Origin of the sequence: Microlunatus sp. GCM10028923 (assembly GCF_042666975.1) — a bacterium.
Taxonomy (GTDB): Bacteria; Actinomycetota; Actinomycetes; order Propionibacteriales; family Propionibacteriaceae; genus Microlunatus.
This window is the reverse complement of record NZ_JBHTFF010000001.1, coordinates 517397-542464: the sequence shown is the minus strand read 5'-3', so window position 1 is coordinate 542464 and position 25068 is coordinate 517397. Positions and strand designations below refer to the sequence as shown.

At 71.2% G+C, this 25068-nt stretch carries 21 protein-coding genes and 1 riboswitch; of the genes, 10 read left to right on the top strand and 11 right to left on the bottom strand.

What is annotated here, in order from left to right; translation table 11 throughout:
• Positions 1 to 5: 5 nt before the first annotated feature.
• The 5 genes from ACFQU4_RS02420 to ACFQU4_RS02400 form a co-directional block, all read right to left on the bottom strand.
• Entirely contained in the window at positions 6 to 1277 is a 1272-nt protein-coding gene (locus tag ACFQU4_RS02420) for a glycosyltransferase 87 family protein (protein ID WP_377486424.1), read from the bottom strand.
• Complete coding sequence (locus ACFQU4_RS02415; RefSeq protein WP_377486421.1) at positions 1274 to 1684, bottom strand: HIT family protein; 411 nt, start codon at positions 1682 to 1684, stop codon at positions 1274 to 1276. The genes ACFQU4_RS02420 and ACFQU4_RS02415 overlap by 4 nt, the downstream gene beginning before the upstream one ends.
• Positions 1677 to 2603, bottom strand: a complete 927-nt coding sequence (locus ACFQU4_RS02410; protein ID WP_377486418.1) for a 2-hydroxyacid dehydrogenase — start codon at positions 2601 to 2603, stop codon at positions 1677 to 1679. Before ACFQU4_RS02410 ends, ACFQU4_RS02415 begins: the two co-directional genes overlap by 8 nt.
• Positions 2600 to 3394 (bottom strand): imidazole glycerol phosphate synthase subunit HisF, encoded by a 795-nt coding sequence (hisF, locus tag ACFQU4_RS02405; RefSeq protein WP_377486416.1) that lies wholly within the window; start codon positions 3392 to 3394, stop codon positions 2600 to 2602. The genes ACFQU4_RS02410 and hisF overlap by 4 nt, the downstream gene beginning before the upstream one ends.
• A gap of 172 nt (positions 3395 to 3566) precedes the next feature.
• Positions 3567 to 3863, bottom strand: coding sequence for a hypothetical protein (locus ACFQU4_RS02400; protein WP_377486413.1), 297 nt, complete (start codon positions 3861 to 3863; stop codon positions 3567 to 3569).
• Positions 3864 to 3972: 109 nt separating this feature from the next.
• Here ACFQU4_RS02400 and ACFQU4_RS02395 point away from each other — a divergent pair, with 109 nt between their 5' ends.
• The 4 genes from ACFQU4_RS02395 to ACFQU4_RS02380 all read left to right on the top strand — a co-directional run bounded on the left by ACFQU4_RS02395 (position 3973) and on the right by ACFQU4_RS02380 (position 8786).
• Complete coding sequence (locus ACFQU4_RS02395; RefSeq protein ID WP_377486409.1) at positions 3973 to 5025, top strand: LuxR C-terminal-related transcriptional regulator; 1053 nt, start codon at positions 3973 to 3975, stop codon at positions 5023 to 5025.
• A 214-nt stretch (positions 5026 to 5239) separates the two neighbouring features.
• Complete coding sequence (locus ACFQU4_RS02390; protein WP_377487334.1) at positions 5240 to 5698, top strand: DUF4262 domain-containing protein; 459 nt, start codon at positions 5240 to 5242, stop codon at positions 5696 to 5698.
• Positions 5699 to 5713: 15 nt separating this feature from the next.
• On the top strand, positions 5714 to 6613 hold the full coding sequence (locus ACFQU4_RS02385) for a hypothetical protein (protein ID WP_377486406.1): 900 nt from the start codon (positions 5714 to 5716) through the stop codon (positions 6611 to 6613).
• 211 nt (positions 6614 to 6824) lie between these two features.
• A complete protein-coding gene (locus tag ACFQU4_RS02380; RefSeq protein WP_377486403.1) occupies positions 6825 to 8786 on the top strand; it encodes a VWA domain-containing protein in 1962 nt (653 codons plus the stop codon).
• A 316-nt stretch (positions 8787 to 9102) separates the two neighbouring features.
• Here the strand turns inward: ACFQU4_RS02380 and ACFQU4_RS02375 are convergent, their stop codons facing one another.
• On the bottom strand, positions 9103 to 9618 hold the full coding sequence (locus tag ACFQU4_RS02375; RefSeq protein WP_377486401.1) for a helix-turn-helix domain-containing protein: 516 nt from the start codon (positions 9616 to 9618) through the stop codon (positions 9103 to 9105).
• Between the two features lie 55 nt (positions 9619 to 9673).
• Positions 9674 to 10780, bottom strand: coding sequence for a serine/threonine-protein kinase (locus ACFQU4_RS02370; protein WP_377486398.1), 1107 nt, complete (start codon positions 10778 to 10780; stop codon positions 9674 to 9676).
• A 105-nt stretch (positions 10781 to 10885) separates the two neighbouring features.
• Between ACFQU4_RS02370 and ACFQU4_RS02365 the strand changes: the two genes are divergently transcribed.
• From ACFQU4_RS02365 to ACFQU4_RS02350, 4 genes are all read left to right on the top strand, one after another.
• The gene (locus ACFQU4_RS02365; protein WP_377486395.1) at positions 10886 to 12382 is read left to right on the top strand and encodes a TldD/PmbA family protein; all 1497 of its coding nucleotides are present in this window, start codon (positions 10886 to 10888) and stop codon (positions 12380 to 12382) included.
• A complete protein-coding gene (locus ACFQU4_RS02360; protein WP_377486392.1) occupies positions 12382 to 13791 on the top strand; it encodes a metallopeptidase TldD-related protein in 1410 nt (469 codons plus the stop codon). Before ACFQU4_RS02365 ends, ACFQU4_RS02360 begins: the two co-directional genes overlap by 1 nt.
• Positions 13788 to 14189, top strand: a complete 402-nt coding sequence (locus tag ACFQU4_RS02355) for a VOC family protein (RefSeq protein ID WP_377486389.1) — start codon at positions 13788 to 13790, stop codon at positions 14187 to 14189. The genes ACFQU4_RS02360 and ACFQU4_RS02355 overlap by 4 nt, the downstream gene beginning before the upstream one ends.
• Positions 14190 to 14340: 151 nt before the next feature.
• The gene (locus ACFQU4_RS02350) at positions 14341 to 15495 is read left to right on the top strand and encodes a Cmx/CmrA family chloramphenicol efflux MFS transporter (RefSeq protein WP_377486386.1); all 1155 of its coding nucleotides are present in this window, start codon (positions 14341 to 14343) and stop codon (positions 15493 to 15495) included.
• Here ACFQU4_RS02350 and ACFQU4_RS02345 read toward each other — a convergent pair.
• The 3 genes from ACFQU4_RS02345 to ACFQU4_RS02335 form a co-directional block, all read right to left on the bottom strand.
• A complete protein-coding gene (locus tag ACFQU4_RS02345) occupies positions 15479 to 17245 on the bottom strand; it encodes a protein kinase (protein WP_377486383.1) in 1767 nt (588 codons plus the stop codon). The genes ACFQU4_RS02350 and ACFQU4_RS02345 overlap by 17 nt on opposite strands.
• A gap of 108 nt (positions 17246 to 17353) precedes the next feature.
• Complete coding sequence (locus ACFQU4_RS02340; RefSeq protein WP_377486380.1) at positions 17354 to 19066, bottom strand: serine/threonine-protein kinase; 1713 nt, start codon at positions 19064 to 19066, stop codon at positions 17354 to 17356.
• Between the two features lie 36 nt (positions 19067 to 19102).
• Entirely contained in the window at positions 19103 to 21961 is a 2859-nt protein-coding gene (locus ACFQU4_RS02335) for a DEAD/DEAH box helicase (RefSeq protein ID WP_377486377.1), read from the bottom strand.
• 40 nt (positions 21962 to 22001) lie between these two features.
• Here ACFQU4_RS02335 and ACFQU4_RS02330 point away from each other — a divergent pair, with 40 nt between their 5' ends.
• Positions 22002 to 22430, top strand: a complete 429-nt coding sequence (locus tag ACFQU4_RS02330; RefSeq protein ID WP_377486374.1) for a hypothetical protein — start codon at positions 22002 to 22004, stop codon at positions 22428 to 22430.
• On the opposite strand, the gene ACFQU4_RS02325 is transcribed toward ACFQU4_RS02330, so the two are convergent.
• Positions 22402 to 23595: an acyltransferase family protein gene (locus ACFQU4_RS02325; RefSeq protein ID WP_377486371.1), complete on the bottom strand. Its 1194-nt coding sequence runs from the start codon at positions 23593 to 23595 to the stop codon at positions 22402 to 22404. The two genes, ACFQU4_RS02330 and ACFQU4_RS02325, sit on opposite strands and share 29 nt — an antisense overlap.
• Positions 23596 to 23699: 104 nt before the next feature.
• Positions 23700 to 23792: riboswitch (ZMP/ZTP riboswitch) on the top strand.
• Between the two features lie 25 nt (positions 23793 to 23817).
• On the opposite strand from ACFQU4_RS02325, the gene glyA reads away from it, so the two are divergent.
• Positions 23818 to 25047 (top strand): serine hydroxymethyltransferase, encoded by a 1230-nt coding sequence (glyA, locus tag ACFQU4_RS02320; RefSeq protein WP_377486368.1) that lies wholly within the window; start codon positions 23818 to 23820, stop codon positions 25045 to 25047.
• Positions 25048 to 25068: the final 21 nt, after the last annotated feature.

Sequence of the window (25068 nt, the reverse complement as noted above, 5' to 3'; positions counted from 1 at the left end):
GTAATCTACGCCCCGGTGACCGCGTGCTTCCCGGTGGTCCCGACCAGGTTGCGGCGCAGTTCGGTGACCGCAAGGGCGACGATCATGACCGAGCCGAGCACAGGTCCGAACAGACCGACGAAGTCCTGCAGCACGGAATAGCCGAGCTCCTTGCCCTGACCGTACGGCAGCAGGGCGAGGGCCGGGCAGGCGCAGACCCAGACCACCCAGGCGCCACCGATGATCTTGGTCCAGAGCGGCAGCGGCTCCAACGGCACCGGCCGCTGCACCCGCAGCGCCACCGCCACCGCCAGCGGCAGGATCCAGACGTAGTGATGGGTCCAGGACAGCGGCGAGGCCAGGCAGGTGCACAGCCCGACGATGCCGACCGCGAACGCGTACTGCCGGCGGCGCCACCACTGCGCCGCGACCGCGGTCCCGATCAGCGCGATCAGCCCGCCGATCGCCAGCCCGGCCAGGGTGATCGCCCGGGAATCCCCGAGCACCCGGAAGAACACCCCCGACAGCGCCTGATTGCCGACATAGAGCGGAGACGCGGTCCGGGTGTCGCCGACGAGCAGGCCACCGAAGAAGGACACGGTCTGCGGCCAGAGGAAGATCGCGCCGATGACGGTCAGCACGGCGAAGCTGATCATGGCGGTGATCGCCGTCCGCCGCTTCCCGATCAGCAGCGCGAAGATCACGAACAGCGCCGGGGTGAGCTTGATCGCCGCGGCCAGGCCGATCAGAATGCCGCGCGGCAGCAGCCGCCGCTCCCCCGGCCGGTCCGGCAGCAGGTCCATGATCACCAGCGCCATCAGCAGCGTGTTCACCTGGCCGTAGCCCAAGGTGGTCCGGATCGGCTCGACCGCGAGCACGACGACGATCCCGATCACCGCGAGCTTCCAGCCGCGCGGCACCCCGCAGCGCCGCAGCACGGTCTGCTGGGCCGCCACCAGGCCGAGGGTCCAGAGCACCTGCCACATCACGTACGGGCCGAAGGCGAGCGGGATCATCAGGATCGCCGCGATCGGCGGATAGATGAAGTAGAGGCCCCAGCCGGGTGTCGTGGTGGCGAAGATGTCCTTGCCGGCCAGCAGGTCCTTCACCGCATAGACGTACACCTGCAGGTCGATCGTCTGCGGGTCCCAGGGGAAGTAGCTGCCGTCGAAGGAGATCACGAAGGGCAAGATCACCAGCGCCACGACGAACGGCGGCAGCAGTTCGACCGCCAACCGGCCGAGGCTCCGGCCGGTGACTCGCCGCGTGATCGTCTCCCGGTCCTTGGTCAAGGTCATGCCGCTCCGTTGATCTGCGCCAGCACGGCGTCCAGTTCGGCCGGCTCGGCCGGCTGCGGGTTGATCAGATTGCGCAGGCCGGGGGCGTCGGCGTAGCGCGGGATCAGGTGGACGTGCAGGTGGAACACCTCCTGGCCGGCGACCGCACCGGCCGACGAGGACAGGTTGAGCCCGTCGGCGCCGAGCCGGTCCACCAGCAGCCGGGCACAGGTGTCGATCGCCGGGCCGAGCTCGGCCATCACCGGCGAGCCCTCGACGACGCTGGTCACGTGCTCGCGCGGCACCACCAGGGTGTGCCCGCGGTGCCACGGCTGCAGGTCGAGGAAGGCGATCGCGTGATCGTCCTCGTACACCCGGCGGGACGGGAACTCACCGCTGATGATCTTGCAGAAGACACAGTCAGCCATTGATCATGTTCTCCAGTTCCTCGCCGGCGGCGAACCGGCGCAGTTGCGCGGCGAGAAAGCGGTCGGCGCGGGGCTCCCCCGCCGTGCTGGCGCCGCCGACGTGCGGCACGACCGTGACCCCGGGAATCCGCCAGAGCGGATGGTCCGACGGCAGCGGCTCGGGATCGGTCACGTCGAGCGCGGCGCGGATCCGGCCGGTGCTGGTCTCGGCCACCAGCGCGTCGGTGTCGATCAGCCGGCCGCGCGCGATGTTGACCACCAGCGCGTTGTCCGGCAGCAGCTTCAGCGCCGCGGCGTCGATCAGGCCCTCGGTCTCGGGCGTCAGCGGCGCGATGACGAACACGATGTCCGCCTCCGGCAGCAGGTCCGGCAGCCGGTCGACCGGCCGCACCACAGGTTCGGTACGAGCTCGGCGGGCGACCCGGGTCACCGAGGCGACCTCGAAGCCGGCCAGCCGCCGCTCGATGGCCGCGCCGATCCGGCCGTAGCCGAGGATCAGAACTCGCTGATCGGCCAGCCCGACGCCCATCCGCCCCCGCCACAGGCCCTCGGCCTGGTTGCGCGCGAACTCGTCCAGATGCCGGCCGTTGGCCAGCGCCAGCGCGATCGCCATCTCCGACGTCGCCGTGTCGTGGATGCCGCCGCCGTTGCACAGCGTGACGCCCGCGGGCACGTGCGGCAGGACGCCCTCGTACCCGGCGTAGAGGATCTGGGCGATCTTGAGGCTCTTCATCTCCGATGCCCGGGAGAAGGCCTCCTTGGGCGCCTTGGAGAGCACGTAGAACTCCACCTCGGCGATGGAGTCCGGCCACTCCCCGTCGCCGGGGAAGCAGTCGACCTCGAGCCCGTCCGGGATGCCGCCGAGCCGGCGTTCGGCCTCGGCGAGATCCTTGAAGGGCAGCCAGACGCGGCGGCTCATGCTGCGGGTCCTCCTCCGGCGCCGACGGCTGTCCGAACCGGGTAGCCGGCGGCGGCGAGGGCCGCCTTCACGTCGGCGATCCGCAGCGTACCGAAGTGGAACACGCTGGCCGCGAGCACCGCGTCGGCGCCGGCGTCCACGGCGGGCGGGAAGTCCTCGGCCCGGCCGGCACCGCCGGAGGCGATCAACGGGACGTCGACCGCTGCCCGTACCGCGGCGATCATGTCCAGGTCGAACCCGGACGTGGTCCCGTCGGCGTCCATCGAGTTCAGCAGGATCTCCCCCACGCCGAGGTCGACGCCGCGGCGGGCCCACTCGATCGCGTCCAGCCCGGCGCTCTTCCGGCCGCCGTGGGTGGTCACCTCGAAGCCGGACGGCTGGTCCGGCGAGCGGCGGGCGTCGACCGACAGCACCAGCACCTGGTTGCCGAACCGGCGGGTGATCTCCCCGATCACCTCGGGCCGGTGGATCGCCCCGGTGTTGATCGCCACCTTGTCGGCCCCCGCCCGGAGCAGGGTGTCGACGTCGGCGACCGAGCTGACCCCGCCGCCGACGGTGAGCGGGATGAACACCGTCTCGGCCGTCCGCCGGACCACCTCGAGGGTCGTCTCGCGACCTTCGACCGACGCGGAGATGTCGAGGAAGGTCAGCTCGTCGGCGCCCTCGGCGTCGTACACCGAACCCAGTTCGACCGGGTCGCCGGCATCACGCAGGTCGACGAAGTTGACGCCCTTGACCACGCGTCCGCCGTGGACGTCGAGGCAGGGAATGACGCGGACCGCGACCGTCATTCCGGCCGCCGTGGGGAGAGGTTCACGGCGACTACCTTATTCCGACCCGGCGGTGGCGCTGTGTCGCAGATGTCCCCCGCTGTGACCACGAACGGCCGCTGACGGCACTTTTCCCCCACAGCGGGGGACCTTTGCGACAGGCCCACCCGCCCGGTCGCCCCGACCGCCCCGGTCAGGTCCCGGCCGGATCCTCGGGCCGGCGCAGCAGCCGGGTGACCGGGGCACCGACCAGCGCCGGCGCCGTGTCCGCCGACGACCAGACCTTGCCGATCAGGAAGTCGCGGAACCCCGCTGCCTGGTCGGCGGTGGCGAAGTCCAGCTCGATGATCAGCGACAGCGGGTCGTCGATCGGGCTCCGGACGCGGTCGGCGAGGACCCCGGACCGGTCCCGTACATCCCGGAAGCGGTCGAACGCCCGGCGCCAGGTCGGGTAGTCGCTGATCCGGTGTTCGATCTGCAACGTGATCATGGTCTGCTCCTTCGGTGCCGCGGACCGCGGCCGTCGACTCGACCGTAGGGCGACCGGCGATCCGGCACTATCCGCGATTTCCGGGATGTTCCGGACGTACGCTCGACGGGTGGCGACGACGCCGCGGTGGGCCCGGACCACGGAACGGATCGAACGGATCTGTGCCGCGCGGCTGAACGCCCGGGAGCTCCGGCTCGAGGTGCTGGCTCAGCTCCGTACGGTGATCGGTTTCGATGCGTACGCCTGGCTGATCACCGATCCGGAGACCGAGGTCGGCGGGTCCCCACTGGCCGATGTCCCGTGTCTGCCGGAGCTGCCGACCGCGATCCGGCTCAAGTACCTGACGCCGGTGAACCGCTGGACCCAGCTGGCCGGAGCGGCCGCCGGCCTCTGGCAGGTCACCGAGGGGAACCTCGACCGGAGCCGGTTCTGGCGCGAACTCCTCAGCCAGTACGGGATCGACGACGTCCTGTCTGCTGTCTTCCGGGATCGCCATGGCTGCTGGGGATTCCTCGATCTGTGGCGGGCCGGCGGGCGGTTCGAACCGGGCGAGATCTCGTTTCTTGCCAGGCTGGCGGGACCGCTCGCCCGGGCGCTGCGCCGGGCCGTGGCGCTGAGCTTCACCGCCGACGGCCCCGCCTTCGAGGGCGGCCCGATGATCTTGCTGCTCGGCCCGGATCTTTCGGTACGGGCGCAGACCGCACCGACCTCCGCCGCGCTCCGGTTGCTGGTGCCCCCGGCGCGCGACGACGCCCCGATTCCCGCCGGCGCCTACAACGTCGCGGCGCAACTGCTCGCCCGGGAGGCCGCCGTCGACGACCACCCCGCGGTCGCCCGGGTCCACCTCGACGCCGGTCGCTGGGTCACCCTGCGGGCGGCCCGGATCGGCCCCGACCAGCCGGCCGGCGGCGACGGCGACCTGGCCGTCAGCATCGAGCGCACCGGGCCGGCCGCCCGGGCCGAGGTGTTCGGGAGGTCGTACGGGCTCAGCCCGCGGGAGCGCCAGTTGTTGATCACCCTCGGCGGCGGCCCGGACACCCGCGACCTCGCGGCACGGCTGTACCTCTCCGAACACACCGTGCAGGATCACCTGCGGTCGATCTTCGACAAGACGGGCCTCCGCAGCCGCTCCGCACTGGTCGGCCGGGCCTTCGGCCCCTGAGCCGCGGCGCCCGCCGAACGCTCACACCGCGTGACGGCCCGGATCGAACCGACTGGACGGAAAGGGCAGCGAAATCGTCGCGGAGTTGCCATGAGCGTCCACTCGATGAGCAGGGCACCCCTATCGGTGGAGAACGCATTGGCCCCATGACACGGGACTGTCAGAGCCCTTCGCCATGATTCGAATACAGATTCCCATCACGGAGGTGGTGCCGATGCCAACCTTTGATATCGACTCGTACCTGCTCGATGTCCTGACGAAGATCGACGAATGCGGCTGGTCGGTCGTCGCTGTCGAGCCGGACCCCGGCGATTCAGGGCCCGGATTCGCCTACACCGTCGGGCTGACGACGACCGGCAACCCCGAGCTGGCGATCTTCGGCCTCCCGGCCAGGCTGGCGCAGAGTCTGCTCAACCAGGTTGCGGAGCGACTGCTCGGGGGCGAGATCATCCGCCCCGGCGACCGGCTGGAACGCGTGATCGGCAACGGATTGACGGTGACAGCGGTCGACATGACCGATCTGAGCGAGCTTGGCGTGGTCGCCGCCGTCTACGGTCACGCCGATCGGGCCCTTCAGCTCGTCTGGCCTGATCCGGACGGCCGGATGCCCTGGCAGCCCGACTACTCGATGGCGCCCGAGGCGCAGCCGCTCTTCGGCCCTGGCCTCGACTGAGCGGACGAACCGGGAATGACCACGGCCGATCAGCGGGCACCACTGCTCCTCGCCCGACAGGAGAAGGCGCACGGACGACGACCGCGAGGACTGCGATACCAGCGGGTGCTGCGCGGCGTCTATCTGCCGGCGGACGCCGAACCGACGCTGCCCGATCGCTGTGCCGCAGCGCTCCTCATGGGCCCGGCCGACGCAGTGATCACCGGTGTCACGGCCCTTCACCTCTTCGGCGTCTCGGTCGGGAGTGCGACGCCGATCCGACTGGCGACCGAGACCGCACTGCGCCGGCGCACCGCGGGAGTTCGCCTGACGCGCACCCGCCGCCTCCCGGAGCGGACCCAGCGAGTCGCCCGACCGGTGTCCGCCTGGATCGACGCCTGCCGCGAACTGGATCTGATCGAAGCGGTCGCCGCCGCGGATTGGCTGGTGCGCCTCGGTCGGGCGACCGGTCCCGACCTTGCAGCCGCCGCTGAGGCCGCTTCCAGCCGAGGCTGCCGTACGGCACGGAGGGCTGCAGAGCTGACCCGCTCGAAAGTCCGCTCCCCCAAGGAGTCCGAGCTCCGACTGCTGCTGACCCTGACCGGCCTCCCGGAACCGCGCTGCAACGTTGCTGTCGGCGATGACGTTCACCGGATCGCCGAGGTCGATCTGCTGTACGACGACTTCCGGGTCGCCGTCGAGTACGAGGGCGAGCAGCACCGCACCGACGGCTGGCAGTGGAGCGTCGACATCGAGCGGATGGAGGAACTCATCGCCGCCGGCTACGCCGTGATCAGGGTGACCGCGGCCCGGATGCGTGACCCGCGCGGCCTGGTGCAGGTCGTCCATGATCAGTTGCGCCGACGCGGCTACACCGGACCCGCACCGTCCTTCAACGCCGAGTGGTGCACCCTCTTCGACCGCCGTACCCACTGAGTGGACGGAAAGGGCAACTCTGGCGCGTTCCGGCTGCCCTTTCCGTCCACTCGAGGTGGAGCGAAAGCCGCCGACCGTTGGATCGGACCAGGTCGGTGTGCGATGCTCGCCCGGCCCGATCGGACCGAGGCGTGCGCTTGCCAATGACCCGCACGTTTGCAATAGTAAAGACAGATTTGCACTCGTAAATGCCGATCGCGGGGAGGACGACATGAACAAGCGATCACGACTCCGGCGGCTCGCCGCCGCGGCCCTCAGTGGGCTGGTCCTGCTGACCCTGACCATCGCCGGGACAGCACCGGCCGCGGCCGAGGACGGCAACGGCAAGTTGCTGCTCGTCCTCGACTCGTCCGGGTCGATGAAGGAGAAGGCCGGCGACGGCAAGACCAAGATCGAGGCCGCGAAGACGGCGCTGACCGGAGTGGTCGACGCGCTGCCGGACGACGCCCAGGTGGGCATGCGGGTCTACGGGGCGACGGTGTTCGACCGCAAGGACAAGGGCGCCTGCCAGGACACCCAGCTGGTGGTGCCGATCGGGACCGGCAACCAGGCCAAGCTGAAGGCGGCGATCGGGAAGTACAAGCCGTACGGCGAGACGCCGATCGCGTACTCGCTGGAGCAGGCGGCGAAGGACCTCGGCACCGAGGGGCAGCGGACCATCCTGCTGGTCTCCGACGGCGAGGAGACCTGCGTGCCCGATCCGTGTCCGGTCGCCCAGAAGATCGCCGACGCCGGGATCGACCTGAAGATCGACGTCGTCGGGTTCAACGTGTCCGGCAAGGCCGAGCAGCAGCTGCGCTGCGTGGCTGACAAGGGCAACGGCGACTACTACGACGCCGACGACACCGAGGAGTTGGAGGAGAGCCTGAGCCGGCTGTCCACCCGGGCCTTCCGCCCGTTCCGGCTCGGCGGCACCCCGATCACCGGCAGCGACGAGCCGGCCACCGCGCCGGACTTCGGCCCGGGCTCCTGGCTGGACAAGCTGCCGACCGAGGCGGAGGCGGTCAAGTACTACCGGCTCAAGCGCACCATGGCGCAGTCCACCTTCTGGATCGGCGCAAGCCTGCAGGCGCCGTCCTCCAGGACGCAGCTCGCCATGAAGCTCGTGTTGCCGGAGGACCTGGACGAGACCTGCGGGTTCGCCTATCCGTCGGCGATCGGCGGCAAGCACTCCAGGAATCTGCTGACTGGGGTCGTGACCAGCCACACGAAGAGCAACAAGGACTGCAACGCAGCCACCGAGTTCCTGCTCCAGGTGGGCTTCACGGACTTCTCGGACAGCCTGGCCGGACAGAAGTTCCAGCTGCGGGTGGACGAGGAGCCGCCGGTCGCGACCCGGGCCGGGCTGCCGGCGGAGGTCGACGACCCGCACTGGCAGTCGATGGCCCCGCGCAGCCCGAAGGCCATCCAGCCCGGCAGCTCGTTCGCCGACGCCCCGACGATCACCTCGGGCACGTACCGGGTCGACGTGATGCCCGGCGAGATCCAGACCTTCAAGGTGAAGGCGGACTGGGGTCAGCGGATCCAGGTGCTGGGCCAGATCGCCAAGCTGGCCAAGGCCGACCAGTGGGTCTCCCGCGGAGCGCGGCGCTACTCGGTCGACATCCTGTCGCCGTACGGCGGCCCGGCGAGGGCGATCTTCGGCAAGGGCGGCCCGGCCGGTGACACCTCGATCGTCACCCGGGACGGCAACGAGGTGGGCGCGCAGTCCAAGGAGGTCCGGTGGGCCAACCGGGACGGCTCCGGTGACGACGAGCAGAACAACGCCCTGGCCGGCGAGTTCTACGTCACCGTCCAGCTGGACCGCGAGGCCGAGGACGAGCCCGCCTTCGCACTGCCGATGACGCTGACCGTCGGAGTGATCGGTACGCCGAACGGAGCGCCCCAGTACGCCAACGACGCTCCCCCGCCGGCCGAGACGCCGACCCCGGAACCCACGCCGTCCGAGACGCCCTCGAGCGAGCCCTCGGCGAGTGAGTCCGCCGAGCCGCCGGTCTCGGACCCGCCGGCCGACGGGCAGCCGGGCAACGGCGGCTCGGGTGACGGTACGGACGGTACGGCCGACGACGGCAAGCCCGGCCCGCCGGTCGCGCTCACCGCGGCCCTGGTCACCGGCGCGGTAGCCCTGGTCGGCGGCGGCACCGGACTCCTGGTCTGGCTCCGCCGCCACTGACCGCGACGCATCACCAAGCTCCCTGAGCTTGTCGAAGGGCCAAGCCACATCGGGCCAGCCCTTCGACAGGCTCAGGGAGCGTTCGGGCTCAGGACCCGGTGATCTTGGTCGTTGGGCCAGCCACATCGGGCCCGCCCTTCGACAGGCTCAGGGAGCGTTCGGGCTCAGGACCCGGTGATCTTGGTCGTTGGGCCAGCCACATCGGGCCCGCCCTTCGACAGGCTCAGGGAGCGTTCGGGCTCAGGACCCGGTGATCTTGGTCGTTGGGCCAGCCACATCGGGCCAGCCCTTCGACAGGCTCAGGGAGCGTTCGGGCTCAGGGCTCGGTGATCTTGGCGAAGTGGCGCAGCGCGTCGTCGGTCCGGGACACCCCGTAGGCGAGCAGCAGGTCGGCGACCGCCGGATGCCGGTCCCGGATCTGGGCCGCCACGGCCGCGTACTCGTCGGCGCCGGCGGCCAGCCGGAACACCTCCTGCACCTGGCGGACGGTGTTCCGCGACACCGACCGGGTACGGGAGGTGAGCACGTCGCCGGAGCGGTCCTCGGTGACCTGGGTCATCGCCTCCGCGGGCGTGAGCCGGCCCAGTTCGACGTCGATCACGGCCTCGTGCAGCAGCCGCAGCCGCTCCCCGCTGGCCGGGTTGGCCAGCTTCACCCGGTGCCCGTTGATCAACTGGGACAGCATCGGCGCGGAGACCCCGAGCAGTTCGGCCAGCTTGCCCTGGCTCAGCCCGAGCGCGGCGCAGTAGCGCCCGACCAGTCGCTGCAGCGTGTCGCCGTACAGCCTGGTCTGCTCGGTGCGGGCTCGCTCCACCTCGTCCGGTGCCGCCATGAACCGACCTCCGTTTGCATCAGTGAACGGACCCCAGCGTACGAGAATCCGCCGCTCAGGTCAGCAGCAACACCAGGGCGACGACGAGGCAGACCACGCCGAGCCCGACCGCACCGACCGCGATCCCGGTCAGCCGCCGGCGCCGCTCCGGGGCCAGCGCGGTCCGGGACACGGTCGCCGCCTCGTCCCCCACCGGCTGGTACGGGACGGGATCGGGCTTGGTCGACGGCTGCGCGGGCGCGAGTTGCGGTGGCTGCGGGGCCGGCCCGGTCGCGCTGGCGGCAGAGCCGGCCGACGTACCGGAGGGCAGCGGCCGGGCCCGGGTCTCCGGCCCGTCCGGATGCCAGCCCGGCGGCAGGGCCGGCAGGTGGTCGAACACCTCGATCTCGGCGCCCGGATCGCCCCACCACCTGACCGTGGCGAGCTCGGCCCGGGCCTGCTCGGCGGAGCCGATCCGGTCGGCCGGGTTCGGCGCCAGCAGCCGGCCCAGCAGCGGCCCGAGCGGGCCGGCCTGCAGGTCGGCCGGGAGCTCGGGCCGGGAGCCGGACTTCCGGCCGGTGAGCAGTTCGAGAGCGACCAGGCCGGCCGCGTAGAGGTCCTGCCGCGGGTCCGGATCGGCGCCGTACGCCGCCTCCGGGGACAGGTAGCCCGGGGTGCCGATCACCTCGCCGACCCGGGTCAGCCGCGGGTCGTCGACCGCCGCCGCGATGCCGAAGTCGGTCAGCCGGAGCAGCGGCCGGTCCCGCCCGGTCGCCTCCAGCAGCAAGTTGCTCGGCTTCACGTCGCGATGCACCAGGCCGACCGCATGGACGGCCGCCAGCGCCTGCAGCAACTGGTCGAGCAGGGTGATCGCCCAGAGCGGTGGCAGCCGGCCGTAGTCCTTGATCAACAACGCCGCGGTGCCGCCGCGGACCAGCGGCATGGTGAACAACACCCGGTCGTCCTCGCCGGCCCAGCCGAGCGGCGTGATCACGTGCTCATGATCGATTCGCCACGAGGTCTCGCGGACGAACCGGAGCAGCGACGCGCTGTCGGACTGCTTCAGCACCTTCGCCGCCCGGTACGCGGACTCGCGCAGATCCCAGGCGCGCCAGACCGTGCCCATGCCGCCCTCGTCCAGCAGATCGACGAGCTCGTACCGGCCCGCGAACACCTCTCCCATCCCGCCATCCTCGCCGATCCGCGTCGCCGATGGCCACCTGGCACCGGTCCACCGACCTTGAGAAACCGGCTCCGCGACGACGCCCGCGCGGGTAGGGTCGGCATCATGCCCGCGCTCGATCAGACCTTCACCGACCTGCCCCTCCGCGCGGTAGCCGACGCGGCCCTGAGCAGGGCCCGGGACCTCGGCGCCGATCATGCCGACGTCCGGATCGAGCGGATCAAACAGAGCCTCCGCAACTACCGCGACAGCAAGATCGAAACGGCGGTGGACGACGAGACGCTGGGCGTCGCGGTCCGGGTGGTGCACCAGGGCACCTGGGGATTCGCGGCCGGGATCGTTCTCGGTACGGACGCCGCCGCCGGCCTGGCCGAGCAGGCCGTCCGGACCGCCCAGGTGTCGCGGCCGCTGACCACCGAGCGGGTCGAGCTGGCGCCCGAGCCGGTCTACGCCGACGCCACCTGGATCTCCGCGTACCAGCTCGACCCGTTCCAGGTGGACGACGCCGAGAAGGACGGCCGGATGATCGAGCTGAGTGACCGGTTGCTCGCCGCGGACGGCGTGAACCACGCCGAGGCCCAGCTCTGGTACGTGCTGGAGAACAAGTTCTACGCCGACCTGGCCGGCACCACGACCACCCAGCAGCGGGTCCGGCTGCAGCCGGAGCTGAATGCGATCAGCGTCGGTGATCATGGTTTCGCGTCGATGCGGACGCTGGCCGCGCCGACCGGCCGCGGCTGGGAGTACCTGACCGGCACCGGCTGGGACTTCGACGCCGAGGTGGCCGAACTGCCGGACCTGCTGGCCGCGCACGCGAAGGCGCCGTCGGTCCAGGCCGGCCGCTACGACCTGGTGATCGATCCGACCAACCTCTTCCTGACCATCCACGAGTCGATCGGGCACGCGACCGAGCTGGACCGGGCGCTCGGCTACGAGGCCGCCTACGCCGGCACGTCGTTCGCCACCGTTGATCAACTCGGCACCCTGCACTACGGCAGCGAAGTCATGAACGTCACCGGCGACCGGGAAGTCGATCATGGTCTGGCCACGGTCGGGTACGACGACGAGGGCGTGGCCGGGCAGACGTTCCCGATCATCACCGGCGGCACCCTGGTCGGCTACCAGTTGAACCGGCAGATGGCCGCCGCCCGCGGGCTGCGGTCCAACGGCTGCTCGTTCGCCGACTCCCCCGGCCACATCCCGATGCAGCGGATGCCCAACGTGTCGTTGCAGCCGGCCGAGAACGGCCCGAGCACCGACGAACTGATCAGCGGGGTCGATCGCGGCATCTACATCGTCGGCGACAAGTCCTGGTCGATCGACATGCAGCGCTACAACTTCCAGTTCACCGGGCAGCGCTTCTACGCGATCGAGAACGGCAAGCTGACGCACCAGTTGCGCGACGTCGCGTACCAGGCGACGACGACCGACTTCTGGCGCTCGATGGAGGCGGTCGGCGGGCCGCAGACGTACCAGCTGGGCGGCGCGTTCAACTGCGGCAAGGGCCAGCCCGGCCAGATCGCGCCGGTGTCGCACGGCTGCCCGTCGGCGCTGTTCCGCCAGGTCAACATCCTGAACACCGTGTCCGAGGGGGGCCAGTGATGGCAGCAAAGGAATCCGGCACCAAGACCTCGGCCCAGCAGTTGATCACCGATGCGCTGGCGGCCGCCACCCTGCCGGTGACCGTGCTGGTCCGCGAGACGTACCAGGCGAATCTGCGCTGGGCCAACAACCAGCTCACCACCAACGGCCAGATGCACGGCCGGGAACTCACGGTGATCAGCTTCGCCGAGGTGACCGGTGGCACGGCCGCCGGCGTGATCAGCCGGCAGGCCGGGGATGATCATGACGTGGCCGGCCAGGTGGCCGCCGCCGAACGGTCGGCCCGAGCCTCCGCCGCCGCCGAGGACGCCGCCGAACCGCTGCCCGCCGGCGAGCCGGGCGGCGACTTCGACGAGCCGCCGGCCGGCACCGACATCGAGGTCTTCACCGCGGTCGCCCCCGCGCTCGGCGAGGCGTTCCGGCAGGCCGGCGACGAGGGCCGGCTGCTGTTCGGGTTCGCTGAGCACCTGGTCACCACGAGCTATCTCGCCACCGGCGACGGCCAGCGCCGCCGGTCGGTGCTGCGCAGCGGCAAGATCGAACTGAACGCCAAGACGGCCGACCTGACCGCGTCGGCCTGGGTCGGTGCGGCGACCGCGGACTTCACCGACGTCGACGTCCCGGGGCTGGCCGCCGAGGTGAACCAGCGCCTCGGCTGGCACGCCAACCCGGTCGAGCTGCCGCCCGGGCGGTACGAGACGATCCTGCCGCCCGGCGCGATCGCCGACCTGATGATCTACGCGTACTGGACCGCCGGCGCGAGGGCCGCCGAGGAGGGCCGGAGCGTCTACTCGGACAAGCAGGGCGGCACCCGGATCGGCCAGCGGCTGAGCGAGTTGCCGATCACGCTGGCCTCCGATCCGGCCGAGCCGGGGATCGAGTGCGACCCGTTCGTGATCACCGGCAGCTCCGGCGAGAACAGCTCGGTGTTCGACAACGGGATGCCCCTGTCCCGGACCGCCTGGGTCAAGGACGGCACCCTGAACGAGCTGGTCCGGACCCGGGCCTGGGCCGCCCGGTCCGCGTCCGGCCGGCCGGCCGTCGCCGAGATCGACAACTTGATCATGGACGCCGGCGGCACCGCGACGATCGAGGAGATGATCGCCGGCACCGAGCGCGGCCTGCTGCTGACCTGCCTCTGGTACATCCGCGAGGTCGACCCGCAGACCCTGCTGCTGACCGGGCTGACCCGGGACGGGGTCTACCTGATCGAGAACGGCAAGATCACCGGCGCGGTGAACAACTTCCGGTTCAACGAGTCGCCGGTCGACCTGCTGTCCCGGATCTCCGAGGTCGGCCGGGCCGAGAAGACGCTCTGCCGGGAGTGGAACGACTGGTTCACCCGGACGATCATGCCGCCGGTCCGGGTGCCCGACTTCAACATGTCGACGGTCAGCCAGGCCCGTTGACCTCGTCGATCCACCACGTCGAGCTCTGGGTCACCGACCTGGCCCGGGCCGAGCCGGAATGGGCGTGGTTGTTCGGGGAGCTGGGTTGGTCGCTGCACCAGAACTGGCCGGCCGGGCGGTCCTGGCGGGCCGCCGACGGTGCGTACGTCGTCGTCGAGCAGTCGCCGGACGTGCTGCCCGGCCCGCACCGCCGGACCGCGGCCGGGCTGAATCACCTTGCGCTCAACGCTTCCCGGGCAACGGTGGACCGGATCGCCGACGAGGCCGCGGGGCACGGCTGGACGCTGCTGTTCCCGGACCGGCATCCGTACGCCGGCGGTCCGGAGCACTACGCGGCGTACCTGATCAACAGTGACGGATTCGAAATCGAGTTGGTGGCCGGATCGCCGACCGGCTAACGTTTCCGTCCGTGACGACTCCGGAGGCAGACAGGACCGGGGCTGCCGGTCATCCGTCAGCCCCGTGATCACCTGATTCCTTGATCAACTGATCCGCTGACCGCGGTGACCGAGACGATCCCTGATCTCTCTCACCTCGGAGTCTTCTGTCATGCCCTTCCCGCTCTATCTGCTCGCCCTGGCCGTGTTCGCCATGGGCACCTCGGAATTCATGCTGGCCGGCCTGGTCCCCACGCTGGCCGCCGACCTCGACGTCGGCGTCGGTACGGCCGGGCTGCTGACCTCGGCCTTCGCGATCGGCATGGTCGTCGGCGCCCCGCTGCTGGCCGTACTGGCCCGGAACTGGCCGCGGCGCGCCGCCCTGGCCGGCTTCCTGATCGTGTTCCTGCTGGCGCACACCGCCGGCGCGCTGACCGGGAGCTTCGTGATCTTGTTCGCGACCCGGGTCGTCGCGGCGGTGACCAACGCCGGCTTCCTCGCCGTCGCGCTGAGTGCGGCCGTGGCGCTCGTCCCGGCCGACCGGAAGGGGCGCGCGCTGTCGATCCTGCTCGCCGGTACGACGCTCGCCACCATCGCCGGCGTGCCCGGCGGCGCGCTGCTCGGCACCATGCTCGGCTGGCGTACCACGTTCTGGGCGATCGCCCTGCTCTGCCTGCCGGCCCTGATCGGCGTCCTCGCCGTACGGCTGCCCGAGCCCGGTCGGCAGCTCCTCGACCTGGGCCGGGAGCTGGCCGAGCTGCGCCGGCCGACGTTGATCATGACCCTGGTGGTCGGTGCCCTGGTCAACGCGGCGACGTTCGGGGCCTTCACCTTCCTGGCCCCGGTGGTCACCGAGCTCGCCGGACTGGCCCCGATCTGGGTGCCGGCCACCCTGATGATCTTCGGCCTCGGCTCCTTCGCCGGCGTGATGATCGCCGGTCGGCTGGCTGACCGTCGGCCCTGGCTGGTGATCATGGTCGGCGGCCCGGCGCTGCTGGCCGGCTGGGTCGCGTTGGCGATCGGAGCCGGACGCCCGGTCCTGTTGATCATCCTCGTGCTGCTGCTCGGCACACTGTCGTTCGGTGTCGGCAGCACCCTGATCGCGCGAGCGCTCTATGCGGCGTCCGGGGCCCCGACGCTGGCGGGAGCCTCGGCGACGGCGGCGCTGAACGTCGGCGCCGCGCTCGGCCCCGCGGTCGCCGGCCTGTCGCTCGGCACCAGCCTGGGACTGCGAGGTCCGGCGTGGATCGCCGCCGTCCTGGTCGGGATCGCGCTGAGCCTGTGCCTCGGCTTCCGGCGTACCTTGGCTGCTACTCGGCCGGAGTGATGTCGATGATGTCCCCGTTCAGGTGGGCGACCAGGTCGCCACCGGTGCCGGGCTTGCCGGACAGGACCACCTTGATCACCCGGGTGTCGTAGAAGGGGTCGTACTCGACCGACACCTGCCGGCTGGTCGACTTGTCCGTGTCCAGGCTCTTGTTGGCCCGGCTCAGGAGCTTGGGCAGGACGTCCCATTCGATCTCGGACACGTCGACCGTCCGGGCGTCCGGTTCGCCGGGGCCGGACTGCCACAGTTCGGCGGTGCCGTCCTGATACAGGTAGGTGTCGACCGTGTCCGTGTCCGAGTCGTCCTCGACCGGGACACTGGCCAGCGCGGAGTCCTCGTACACGAGGAAATGGCTGAACTCGGTCGTGCCGGCGACCTCCTCGAGGGCCTTGATCAGCTCCACCATGGCGGCCTCGGTGTGCAGGTTCACCGGTTCGGCGGTTTCGGTGCCGGGCGTCGGTTCCGGACTCATCGACCCTTGGCCCCCGAGCGCCGCCTGGAACCGCGGTACGAGCCCGAACCCGACCACGGCCGCCCCGCCGATCAGCACCAGCGCCAGCACCCCGATGAGCACCCAGGCCACGGCGCCCGGCCGGCGTCGCTTCTCCCGCTGCGGCGGCTCGAGGGTCAGGCGCTGGGTGGTCGCGGAACTCGAGCCAGCTACTCCGTCCACGGGCCGGCCGGTCAGCGACGGTTCGGTGGGCGAGCCCCCGCTCACGGCCGACGGGGCCGGCGAACCGGCGGACGACGGGTGGCCCGCTGGGTCCGGCGACGGCACGTTCGCCGAGGCCGGCGAGGGCACGTTCGCCGGGGCCGGCGAGGGCGCGTTCGCCGGGGCCGGTGAAGGCGTGCTCGCCGAGGCAGGCGACGCCGCGTACGCGCGGGCCGGTGACGGCGCGGGCCCGGGTGCGCCGGGCCTGAGGGCGGCGACCAGCAGCGGCTCGAGCTGCTCCGCGGTCGCCCGGTGAGCCGGATCGGCGACCAGCACCGCGTCCAGCGCCGGGCCCAGGGCCCCGGCCCGGGTCGCAGTCGGTACGACCCCAGACATCACGGCCGCCAGCGTCTCCACCGCGGTGGACCGCCGCAACGGGTGGACGCCTTCGACGGCCACGTACAGCAGCATCCCGAGCGACCACAGGTCGGAGGCCGGGTTGCCCTCGCTGCCGTGCAACCGCTCGGGGGCGATGTAGGCCGGCGACCCGGTCAGTTCGCCGGTCATGGTCAGCCGGGACGTGTCGGCAAGATCGGCGATCCCGAAGTCGGTCAGCACCGGACGGCCGTCCGGCCGAAGCAGCACGTTCGCCGGCTTCACGTCACGGTGGCAGATCCCGGCGACATGCGCCGCCCGCAACGCCCCGAGCAGACCGCGGCCCATCGCCGCGACGTCCTCCGGCGCCATCGGACCCGCGGCCAGTCGGTCCTCCAGGGTGCCGCCGAGGACCAGTTCCATCACCAGCCACGGATGCAGCTCGCCGGGCACGTCGACGATGTTGTGAATGGCGACGACATGCGGGTGATCGATCCGGGCCAGTGCCTGCGCCTCACGGAGCACCCGGGTCCGCAGCATCTCGGCGAAGTCCGGATCGGTCATCAGCCCAGGATCGGCCGGCCTGACCTCCTTCAGCGCCACCTCGCGCTGCAGAACCTCGTCCAGGGCACGCCAGACCGCGCCCATCGCCCCCGTCCCCAGGCGTTCGATCAGTCGAAACCGGTTGTCGATCAGATCACCGGGCTCGTGCTCCTGTGCCACCGGGTCAGCCTACGGGAGCGCCGGACTCGGTACCCGCGGTGCACCCGAGCGTCGCGAATCGACCTGAAGTTACTGCTGCGTGCCGGGGCTTTCGTACCTTCGGACGGGCTACTGAGCCGGGTTGACGTCGATCACGTTGCCGTCGAGATCGGCGACCAGATAGCCGGTCCCGTACGTGTCGCCGAGATACACCATGATCACCGGGGCGTCGTCGGCGAACGTCCAGGAAGCCTTGACCAGCACGTACCGGCTGGTCGGCTTGTCCACCTTCAGTTTCTGATCGGCCTGCTTCAGCAGCTTGGGCAGGACGCCCCAGTCGATCTTGGTCACGTCGACGGTTGATCCGTCCGTGATGGCGGGACCCGAGGTCCACGGTTCCGCGACGCCGTCCCGATAGACGTAGTCGTCGGCGGCGTTCTTCCGGCCCTTGACCGGGACCTCGGCCACCGCGTGTTCCTCGAAGATGCTGAGCTCGCTGAACTTGGTCGTGCCGGCTGCCTTCTTGAACGCCTTGATCATCTGCTCGATGCCGGCCTCGGTCAGCAGCGAGCCGGGCTTCGCCGAGGACGGCGGCGCCGAGGTCGGCGGTGCGGTCGTCTCCTTGGACGGCTCCTCGGAAGGTTCCTCAGACGGAGTCGGGTCGTCGGTCTCGGCCGACGGGGACAGTTCGGGTCGTTGCTCGGCCGACAGGGTCTGTTGCCGGAACCACGGGACCATCGTGTTGCCGATCAGGGCCGCGCCCGCGATCAGCGCCAGGATCAGGGCGCCGACGGCGACGCTGACTCCGACTCCGGAACGGCGCTTCTTCGGCTCGGGATCCTTCGGCGGCACCTGGGGCCAGAGCTGGTTCGTCGCGGAACTGTCGCCGCCACGAACCGACGGCGAGCCGGCGCTCGCCGCCACCGGGAACGGGGAGCCCGCCGACGCCGGGTACGCCGAGGGCGGCGCGGCCGCCAGACCCGGAACGGCCAGGCCGGCGGGCGGCGGTTCGAGGGCCCGGACCAGCAGCGCGTCCAGCTGCTCCGCGTTCGCCCGGCGAGCCGGATCGGCGACCAGCACCGCGCGCAGGGCCGGGTCGAGGGCGCCGGCCCGGGTCGCGGCCGGCACCACGCCGGACATCACCGCGGCCAGGGTCGCGGCCGCCGTCGACCGGCGCACCGGGTGGGTCCCCTCGACGGCGACGTACAGCAGCATGCCGAGCGACCACAGGTCCGAGGCCGGGTTGCCCTCGCTGCCGTACAAGCGCTCCGGGGCGATGTAGGCCGGCGACCCGGTCAGCCCACCGGTCATCGTCAACCGGGAGGTGTCGGCAAGATCGGCGATCCCGAAATCGGTCAGCACCGGGCTGCCATCCGGCCGGAGCAGCACGTTCGCCGGCTTCACGTCGCGGTGGCAGATCCCCGCAGCGTGCGCGGCCCGGAGCGCGCCGAGCAGCCCGCGGCCGAGCTCGGCCACCTCGTCCGGCGCCATCGGGCCGGACGCCAGCTTGTCCTCCAACGTGCCGCCCCGGACGAGCTCCATCACCAGCCAGGGATGAGTCTCGCCGGGCAAGTCGACGATGTGGTGGATGGTGACCACGTGCGGGTGGTGGATCCGGGCCAGCGCCTGGGCCTCGCGGAGCACCCGGGTCCGCAGCATCTCGGCGAACCCGGGATCGGTCGCCAACCCCGGATCGGCCGGCTTGACCTCCTTCAGCGCGACCTCGCGCTGAAGTAGCTCGTCCAGCGCCCGCCAGACCGCCCCCATCGCACCCGAACCGAGGCGCTCGATCAGTCGGAACCGGTCGTCGATCAGATCACCGGGCCCCCGCTCCTGTGTCACGGCGTCAGCCTACGGGAGCCCGCTGCGTGGCGATCGTCAGACGTCGTCCGAATCGTCCGGTACGAAGTCGACCACGCCCCGCCGCATCGAGGTGACGATCCGCCGGGCCGTGTCGCGCAGCTCGCCCGGGCCTGCGGCGTGGCCGACCTGGTCGGCGAAGTCGATCACCTGGCGGACCCAGCGGACGAAGTCGCCCGCGGTGAGGCCCGAGTCGGTGAGCACCGCCGACAGGGGTCGGCCGGCGGCCCAGGAGAAGGCTGCCTGGCTGAAGCCGATGTCGGGCTCCGGGCCCGGCTCGAGCCGGGCGTCCCGCTCGACCAGGGACACCTCGCGCCAGATCCGCCGCAGCTGGGTCATCGCGGCGTCGGTCCGGCTGTCCGGCATCCGCGGGCGCCGGACGCCGTCGTCGCTGCGCCGCGCCTCGAACACCAGCGACGCCAGGACGGCGGCCAGCTGCGGATGGCTCAGCCCGTCGAACACACCGGCCCGGATGCACTCGGCGGCGACAAGATCAAGTTCGCTGTAGATCCGGGCCAGCATCCGGCCCTCGTCGGTCACCTCGTCGCCCTCGGCCAGGTAGCCGAGCGACTGCAGCACGGTGCAGATCCGGTCGAACCGGTTCGCGATCGTGTTGGTCCGCGACGCCATCCGCCGCTCCGTCTGCGCCACCTCGCGTTCCAGCCGGAGCGCCCGCTCCGACCAGCGGGCGTGCGCCTCCCGGTCCGGGCAGTCGTGACACGGGTGTTCCCGCATCCGTTCCCGCAGCTCGCCGATCCGCTCGGTCAGCTCCGGGTCGGCCGGTACCCGGTGCCGTTCCGGATCATGATCGATTCCGATCAGCTTGTTCCGCAGCGCGGCCGCCAGGTTGCGCCGGGACGCCGGCTCCCGCGGGTCGAACCGCTTGTTGATCTTCATCCGGCCGGCCGCCTTCACCGGGGTCGGGAAGTCGACCAGGCTGAGCCGGCGGACCTGCCGGTCCTCGGTCAGCACCAGCGGCCGCGGGTCCGAGGAACCCTTGCGGTCCCTGGTGCCCGGGTCGATGATCACGACCCAGCCCTGGCTCCTGCCCTGCGGCACCCGGACCACGTCGCCCGGCTGCAAGATCAACAACGATTCCAGCGCCTCGGCCCGGCGATCGGACTTGCGGCTGCGGGCCAGCTCGGCCTCGGTCTGCGAGATCTCGGCGCGCAGCTTGGCGTACTCGGCGAAGTCGCCCCGCTCGCACTCGGCCGCCTCCCAGTAGCCGGCGACGGCCTCGGTGTTCTTGGTCAGGGTACGGGCCCAGCCGACCACCGACCGGTCCGACTGGAACTGCGCGAAAGACTGCTCCAGCAGGGTTCTGGCGCGCTCCCGGCCGACCGTGCCGACCAGGTTCACCGCCATGTTGTACGTGGGCGCGAAGGACGACTTCAGCGGATAGGTACGCCGCGACGCCAGCCCGGCCAGCGCCCGCGGGTCGAGGCCCGGCTGCCACAGCACGACCGCGTGGCCCTCGATGTCGATGCCGCGCCGGCCGGCCCGCCCGGTCAGCTGCGTGTATTCGCCGGGCGTGATGTCGGCGTGCGATTCGCCGTTGTACTTGACCAGCTTCTCCAGCACCACGCTGCGGGCCGGCATGTTGATCCCGAGCGCCAGCGTCTCGGTCGCGAACACGACCTTGATCAGCCCGCGGACGAACGCCTCCTCGACGCATTCCTTGTAGGCGGGCAGCATCCCGGCGTGGTGGGCCGCGATCCCCCGCTCCAGCGCCTCGGCGAACCGGCCATGATCAAGAGCGCGCAGGTCGGCCCCGCTCAGCCCGGACACGTGCCGTTCGATGATCAGCGCGATCTCGCGCCGCTCCTCCGGCGAGGTGAGCTTGATGCCGGACGCCAGCAGTTGACCGACCGCCGCGTCACAGCCGACCCGGGAGAAGATGAACACGATCGCCGGCAGCAGCGCCTCGGCGTCCAGCCGCTCCACCAGGTCCGGCCGGTTCGGCACCATCGAGCGTGACGACCGGGACGGGCCGCCCTCGGAGAATCGCTTGTGCGCCGCGCCGCCGTACCGGCCGCTGCCGTAGCCGACGGTGCGTTTGCCCTTGCCGGTGCGGCCGCGCGGCCGGCGCGAGTCGTCCCGCACCCGGCGCGCCTCGTCCCGGGCGACCTTGATCAGCTCCGGGTTCACCTCGGCCTTGCCCGGCTGCGGCGTCGCCTGCGCGGTCGGCGCGACGTCGGCGAAAAGATCATGGATCCGCCGGCCCACCATGACGTGCTGGAACAGCGGCACCGGCCGCCGCTCCGACACCACCACGGCGACGTCGCCGCGCACCTCGGCCAGCCACTCGCCGAACTCCTCGGCGTTGCTCACCGTCGCCGACAGCGCGATCACCTGGATCGACTCGGCCAGCCCGATGATCACTTCCTCCCAGACCGCGCCGCGGAACCGGTCGGCCAGGTAGTGCACCTCGTCCATCACCACGTAGCCGAGGTTGGCCAGCGTCGCGGACCGGGCGTAGATCATGTTGCGCAGCACCTCGGTGGTCATCACGACCACCGGCGCCTCGGAGTTGATCGAGGTGTCACCGGTCAGCAGGCCGACCGACGCCGCCCCGTAGGCCCGGACCAGGTCGGCGTACTTCTGGTTGGACAGCGCCTTGATCGGCGTGGTGTAGAAGCACTTCCGGCCGGTCCGCAGCGCGAGGAAGACCGCGAACTCGCCGACGATCGTCTTGCCGGCCCCGGTCGGCGCCGCGACGAGCACCCCGGACCCGGTCTCGACGTGCGCACACGCCTCGCGCTGGTAGTCGTCCAGCTCGAAGCCGTACCCACCCGCGAACTCGGCGAGCAGCGGGCTCAGCTGCCGTTGCCGGAACCTGGCGTACGCCGCGGCCGGATCTGAACTCGCCTGCTCCATGTCGTCGCCAACGGTACCAACCCGGTCTTAGGGTCGTGGGATGACCGATCCCCGTCCCCTGCCCGAGGTGCCCGGTCCCGACGACGCGGTGTGGCGCTACCACCGTCACTTCTGCCAGGTCCCGGCGGTCGGCGCCGACCTGGCCACCTTCGACATCGCCGTCGACCGGCTCGATCCCTGCGCGGACCAGAAGGTGGCCGGTGAGCTCGGTCTGACCTACGACCAGGTCAACGCCGCGCTGGACCGGATCCGGGCCGAGGAGCCGCACCTCTACGTGACCTTCAGCCCGCGGACCGCCAAGTTGCTGTCGGACAAGATCGGCGCCGAGGTGCCCAAGGAGGGATGGCAGCTGCTGACCGGGGCCGAGATCATCGACCCGCCGCCCCCGCCGTCCCGGACGCTGCCGGAGCGCCCCAGGTCGCCCGGCTTCCAGCCGCCGATCACCGACTACGGGACCGGGATGTTCTGAGCAGTACGGAAGGCTGCCGGCGACCGTTCAGCCAGCGGCCGAGCCAGCTGGACCGGACCAGCAGGTCGTACGTGAGCAGCAGGATCGCCGTGCAGCCGGCCCAGGCGATCAGCAGCTTGACCGGGATCGGCCAGGCCAGATCGCGCAGCCCGAGCTCGATCAGCAGCAGCAGCGGCAGGTGCAGCAGATACATCCAGTAGGACGCGTCGGCCAGGTAGCGCACCACCGGCCGTTCCCGCCGCAGCGTCCGGACCGCGAGGCCGAGCAGGCCGAACGTCCAGGCCCAGCCGGCCAGTGCGACCACCGCTGAGCTGACCGGCGACGGCAGCACGTCGGGCGCGAACCACCCGATCACCGACAGCACCGCGGCCATCACCAGCAGCACCGGCCAGCGACCGCCCAGCCGCGGCAGGGCGTCGGTCCGGGCCTGCAGGAACCAGCCGGTCAGGAACGCGCCCAGGTAGGCGGCCGACGCTCCCGGCACCGGGACGATCGTCGTCGGCTCCTGGATGCCGAGGTCAGCGACGCCGCCCTGCAGCATCAGCCCCGCGAAGTACGGCAGCGCGGCAATCCCAAGGCCGGCCGGCGACGCGAGCAGCGACCCGATCCGGCCCGCGGCCAGCCCGCAGCGGTCGGCACCGAACACCCGGAGCAGCACCGCGCGGCCGGCCACCGTGACCAGCACCAACTGCAGCAGGGTGACCAGGAACCAGAGGTGGCCGGGCATCATCACGGCGAGCGGTCCGGGCAGCTCGGCCACCGGCTGGGTCGCCTCGGCGCCGTCCAGGTTGCCCGCCGCGATGGCGATCAGGACGAGCGAGCCGACCGCGACCGGCCAGAACGCCACCGCCGGCAACCCGATCCGCAGCGCCCGGTCACGGAGATACGCCCCGGCGCCGCGGCGCTGCAGCACCATCCGGCCGAAGTAGCCGGCCAGCACCATGAACAGCACCATCCGGAACAGATGGATCAGGTAGACCGCGGCCAGCGCGGCCTCGCTCCGGTAGCGGTCGACCACCAGCCAGCCGCCGTCGGGCAGGAACGGGACCAGGCCGTGCAGCACGATGCCCAGCAGCAGCGCCCCGGCCCGGAGCGCATCCAGGCCGTGCAGTCTGGTGGCGGTGGAGGGTTTCGAGACGGTGGAATCCGGAGAGGTCGTCGTCACCCCTTCGACGCTAGGGATCCGCGCCCGTACCCACATCGGCCATCGGATTCATCCCGCCTGCAACCTTCGATGCAGACGCACCCTGAGCCGTGTGGTTATGATCTTGCTGTCGCGGTGACTGGCGTACCCGGGAGTGAACCCGGAGGGAGCCGCGAAGATCGACCCACAACGCGATGTCGCCCGCCTGGGCATCCGGTCACCTACGACCGGAAGGACCATGGCATGACACTCACGGCAACCACTGATCTCGACGTCGCGGAACTGATCCGCGCCGAGGAGGAATTCCAGGCGAGCACGCTGCGCCTGATCCCCAGCGAGAACTACGTCTCCCCCGCCGTGCTGGCGGCCTCGGGCAGCGTGCTGCAGAACAAATACAGCGAGGGCTATCCGGGACGCCGCTACTACGAGGGCAACCAGATCGTGGACCGGATCGAGCTGCTGGCGGCCGAGCGGGCCAGGAGACTGTTCGGAGTTGATCATGCCAACGTGCAGCCGTACTCGGGGTCGCCGGCCAACCTGGCGATCTACCTCGCGTTCGCCGAACCGGGCGACACGATCCTCGGGATGGGCCTGCCGATGGGCGGCCACCTCACCCACGGCTGGGACGTCTCCGCCACCGGGCGCTGGTTCCGCGGCGTCCGGTACGGGGTCGGGCCGGACGGCCGGATCGATCTTGATCAGGTCCGGGACCTTGCCCTGGCCGAGCGCCCCAAGATCATCTTCTGCGGCGGTACGGCGATCCCGCGGGCCATCGACTTCGCCGCGTTCGGCGAGATCGCCCGGGAGAGCGGCGCGTTGCTGGCAGCCGACATCTCGCACATCGCCGGGCTGGTGGTCGGCGGCGTGCACCCGTCGCCGGCCGGCCACGCCCCGGTGATCATGACCACGACGCACAAGACCTTGCGCGGCCCGCGCGGCGCGATGCTGCTCTGCGACGCCGACCGGGCCAAGGCGATCGACCGGGCCGTGTTCCCCGGGCTGCAGGGCGGGCCGCATGATCACACCACCGCGGCGATCGCCGTCGCGCTCGGCGAGGCGGCCCGGCCGGAGTTCGCCGACTATGCGCGGGCCGTGGTGGACAACGCGCAGGCGCTGGCCGGCCGGCTGCTCGAGCTCGGCTACGACCTGGTCTCCGGCGGCACCGACACGCATCTGATCCTGATCGATCTGACCGCGAAGGGCATCGGCGGCAAGCCCGCGGCGAAGGCGCTGGACCGGGCCGGGATCGTGGCCAACTACAACACGGTGCCGTTCGACACCCGCAAGCCGTTCGACCCGTCCGGGGTACGGATCGGCACCCCCGCGATCACCACCCGCGGCCTCGGCACCGCCGACATGATCACGATCGCGGACTGGATCGACCGGGTGATCACCGGAGGCGACGAGGAGACCGTGCGGGGCGAGGTGGCGGAGCTGATGGCCGCACATCCCGCGCCCGGGCTCCCCGCTTGAGTGACCGGAATCCAGCCGACT

Bases quoted from the DNA above. Each gene is read 5' to 3' on its own strand.
- ACFQU4_RS02420 (WP_377486424.1), bottom strand. From the start codon at position 1,277: ATGACCTTGACCAAGGACCGGGAGACGATCACGCGGCGAGTCACCGGC.
- ACFQU4_RS02415 (WP_377486421.1), bottom strand. From the start codon at position 1,684: ATGGCTGACTGTGTCTTCTGCAAGATCATCAGCGGTGAGTTCCCGTCC.
- ACFQU4_RS02410 (WP_377486418.1), bottom strand. From the start codon at position 2,603: ATGAGCCGCCGCGTCTGGCTGCCCTTCAAGGATCTCGCCGAGGCCGAA.
- hisF (WP_377486416.1), bottom strand. From the start codon at position 3,394: ATGACGGTCGCGGTCCGCGTCATTCCCTGCCTCGACGTCCACGGCGGA.
- ACFQU4_RS02400 (WP_377486413.1), bottom strand. From the start codon at position 3,863: ATGATCACGTTGCAGATCGAACACCGGATCAGCGACTACCCGACCTGG.
- ACFQU4_RS02390 (WP_377487334.1), top strand. From the start codon at position 5,240: ATGCCAACCTTTGATATCGACTCGTACCTGCTCGATGTCCTGACGAAG.
- ACFQU4_RS02385 (WP_377486406.1), top strand. From the start codon at position 5,714: ATGACCACGGCCGATCAGCGGGCACCACTGCTCCTCGCCCGACAGGAG.
- ACFQU4_RS02380 (WP_377486403.1), top strand. From the start codon at position 6,825: ATGAACAAGCGATCACGACTCCGGCGGCTCGCCGCCGCGGCCCTCAGT.
- ACFQU4_RS02375 (WP_377486401.1), bottom strand. From the start codon at position 9,618: ATGGCGGCACCGGACGAGGTGGAGCGAGCCCGCACCGAGCAGACCAGG.
- ACFQU4_RS02370 (WP_377486398.1), bottom strand. From the start codon at position 10,780: ATGGGAGAGGTGTTCGCGGGCCGGTACGAGCTCGTCGATCTGCTGGAC.
- ACFQU4_RS02365 (WP_377486395.1), top strand. From the start codon at position 10,886: ATGCCCGCGCTCGATCAGACCTTCACCGACCTGCCCCTCCGCGCGGTA.
- ACFQU4_RS02360 (WP_377486392.1), top strand. From the start codon at position 12,382: ATGGCAGCAAAGGAATCCGGCACCAAGACCTCGGCCCAGCAGTTGATC.
- ACFQU4_RS02350 (WP_377486386.1), top strand. From the start codon at position 14,341: ATGCCCTTCCCGCTCTATCTGCTCGCCCTGGCCGTGTTCGCCATGGGC.
- ACFQU4_RS02335 (WP_377486377.1), bottom strand. From the start codon at position 21,961: ATGGAGCAGGCGAGTTCAGATCCGGCCGCGGCGTACGCCAGGTTCCGG.
- ACFQU4_RS02330 (WP_377486374.1), top strand. From the start codon at position 22,002: ATGACCGATCCCCGTCCCCTGCCCGAGGTGCCCGGTCCCGACGACGCG.
- glyA (WP_377486368.1), top strand. From the start codon at position 23,818: ATGACACTCACGGCAACCACTGATCTCGACGTCGCGGAACTGATCCGC.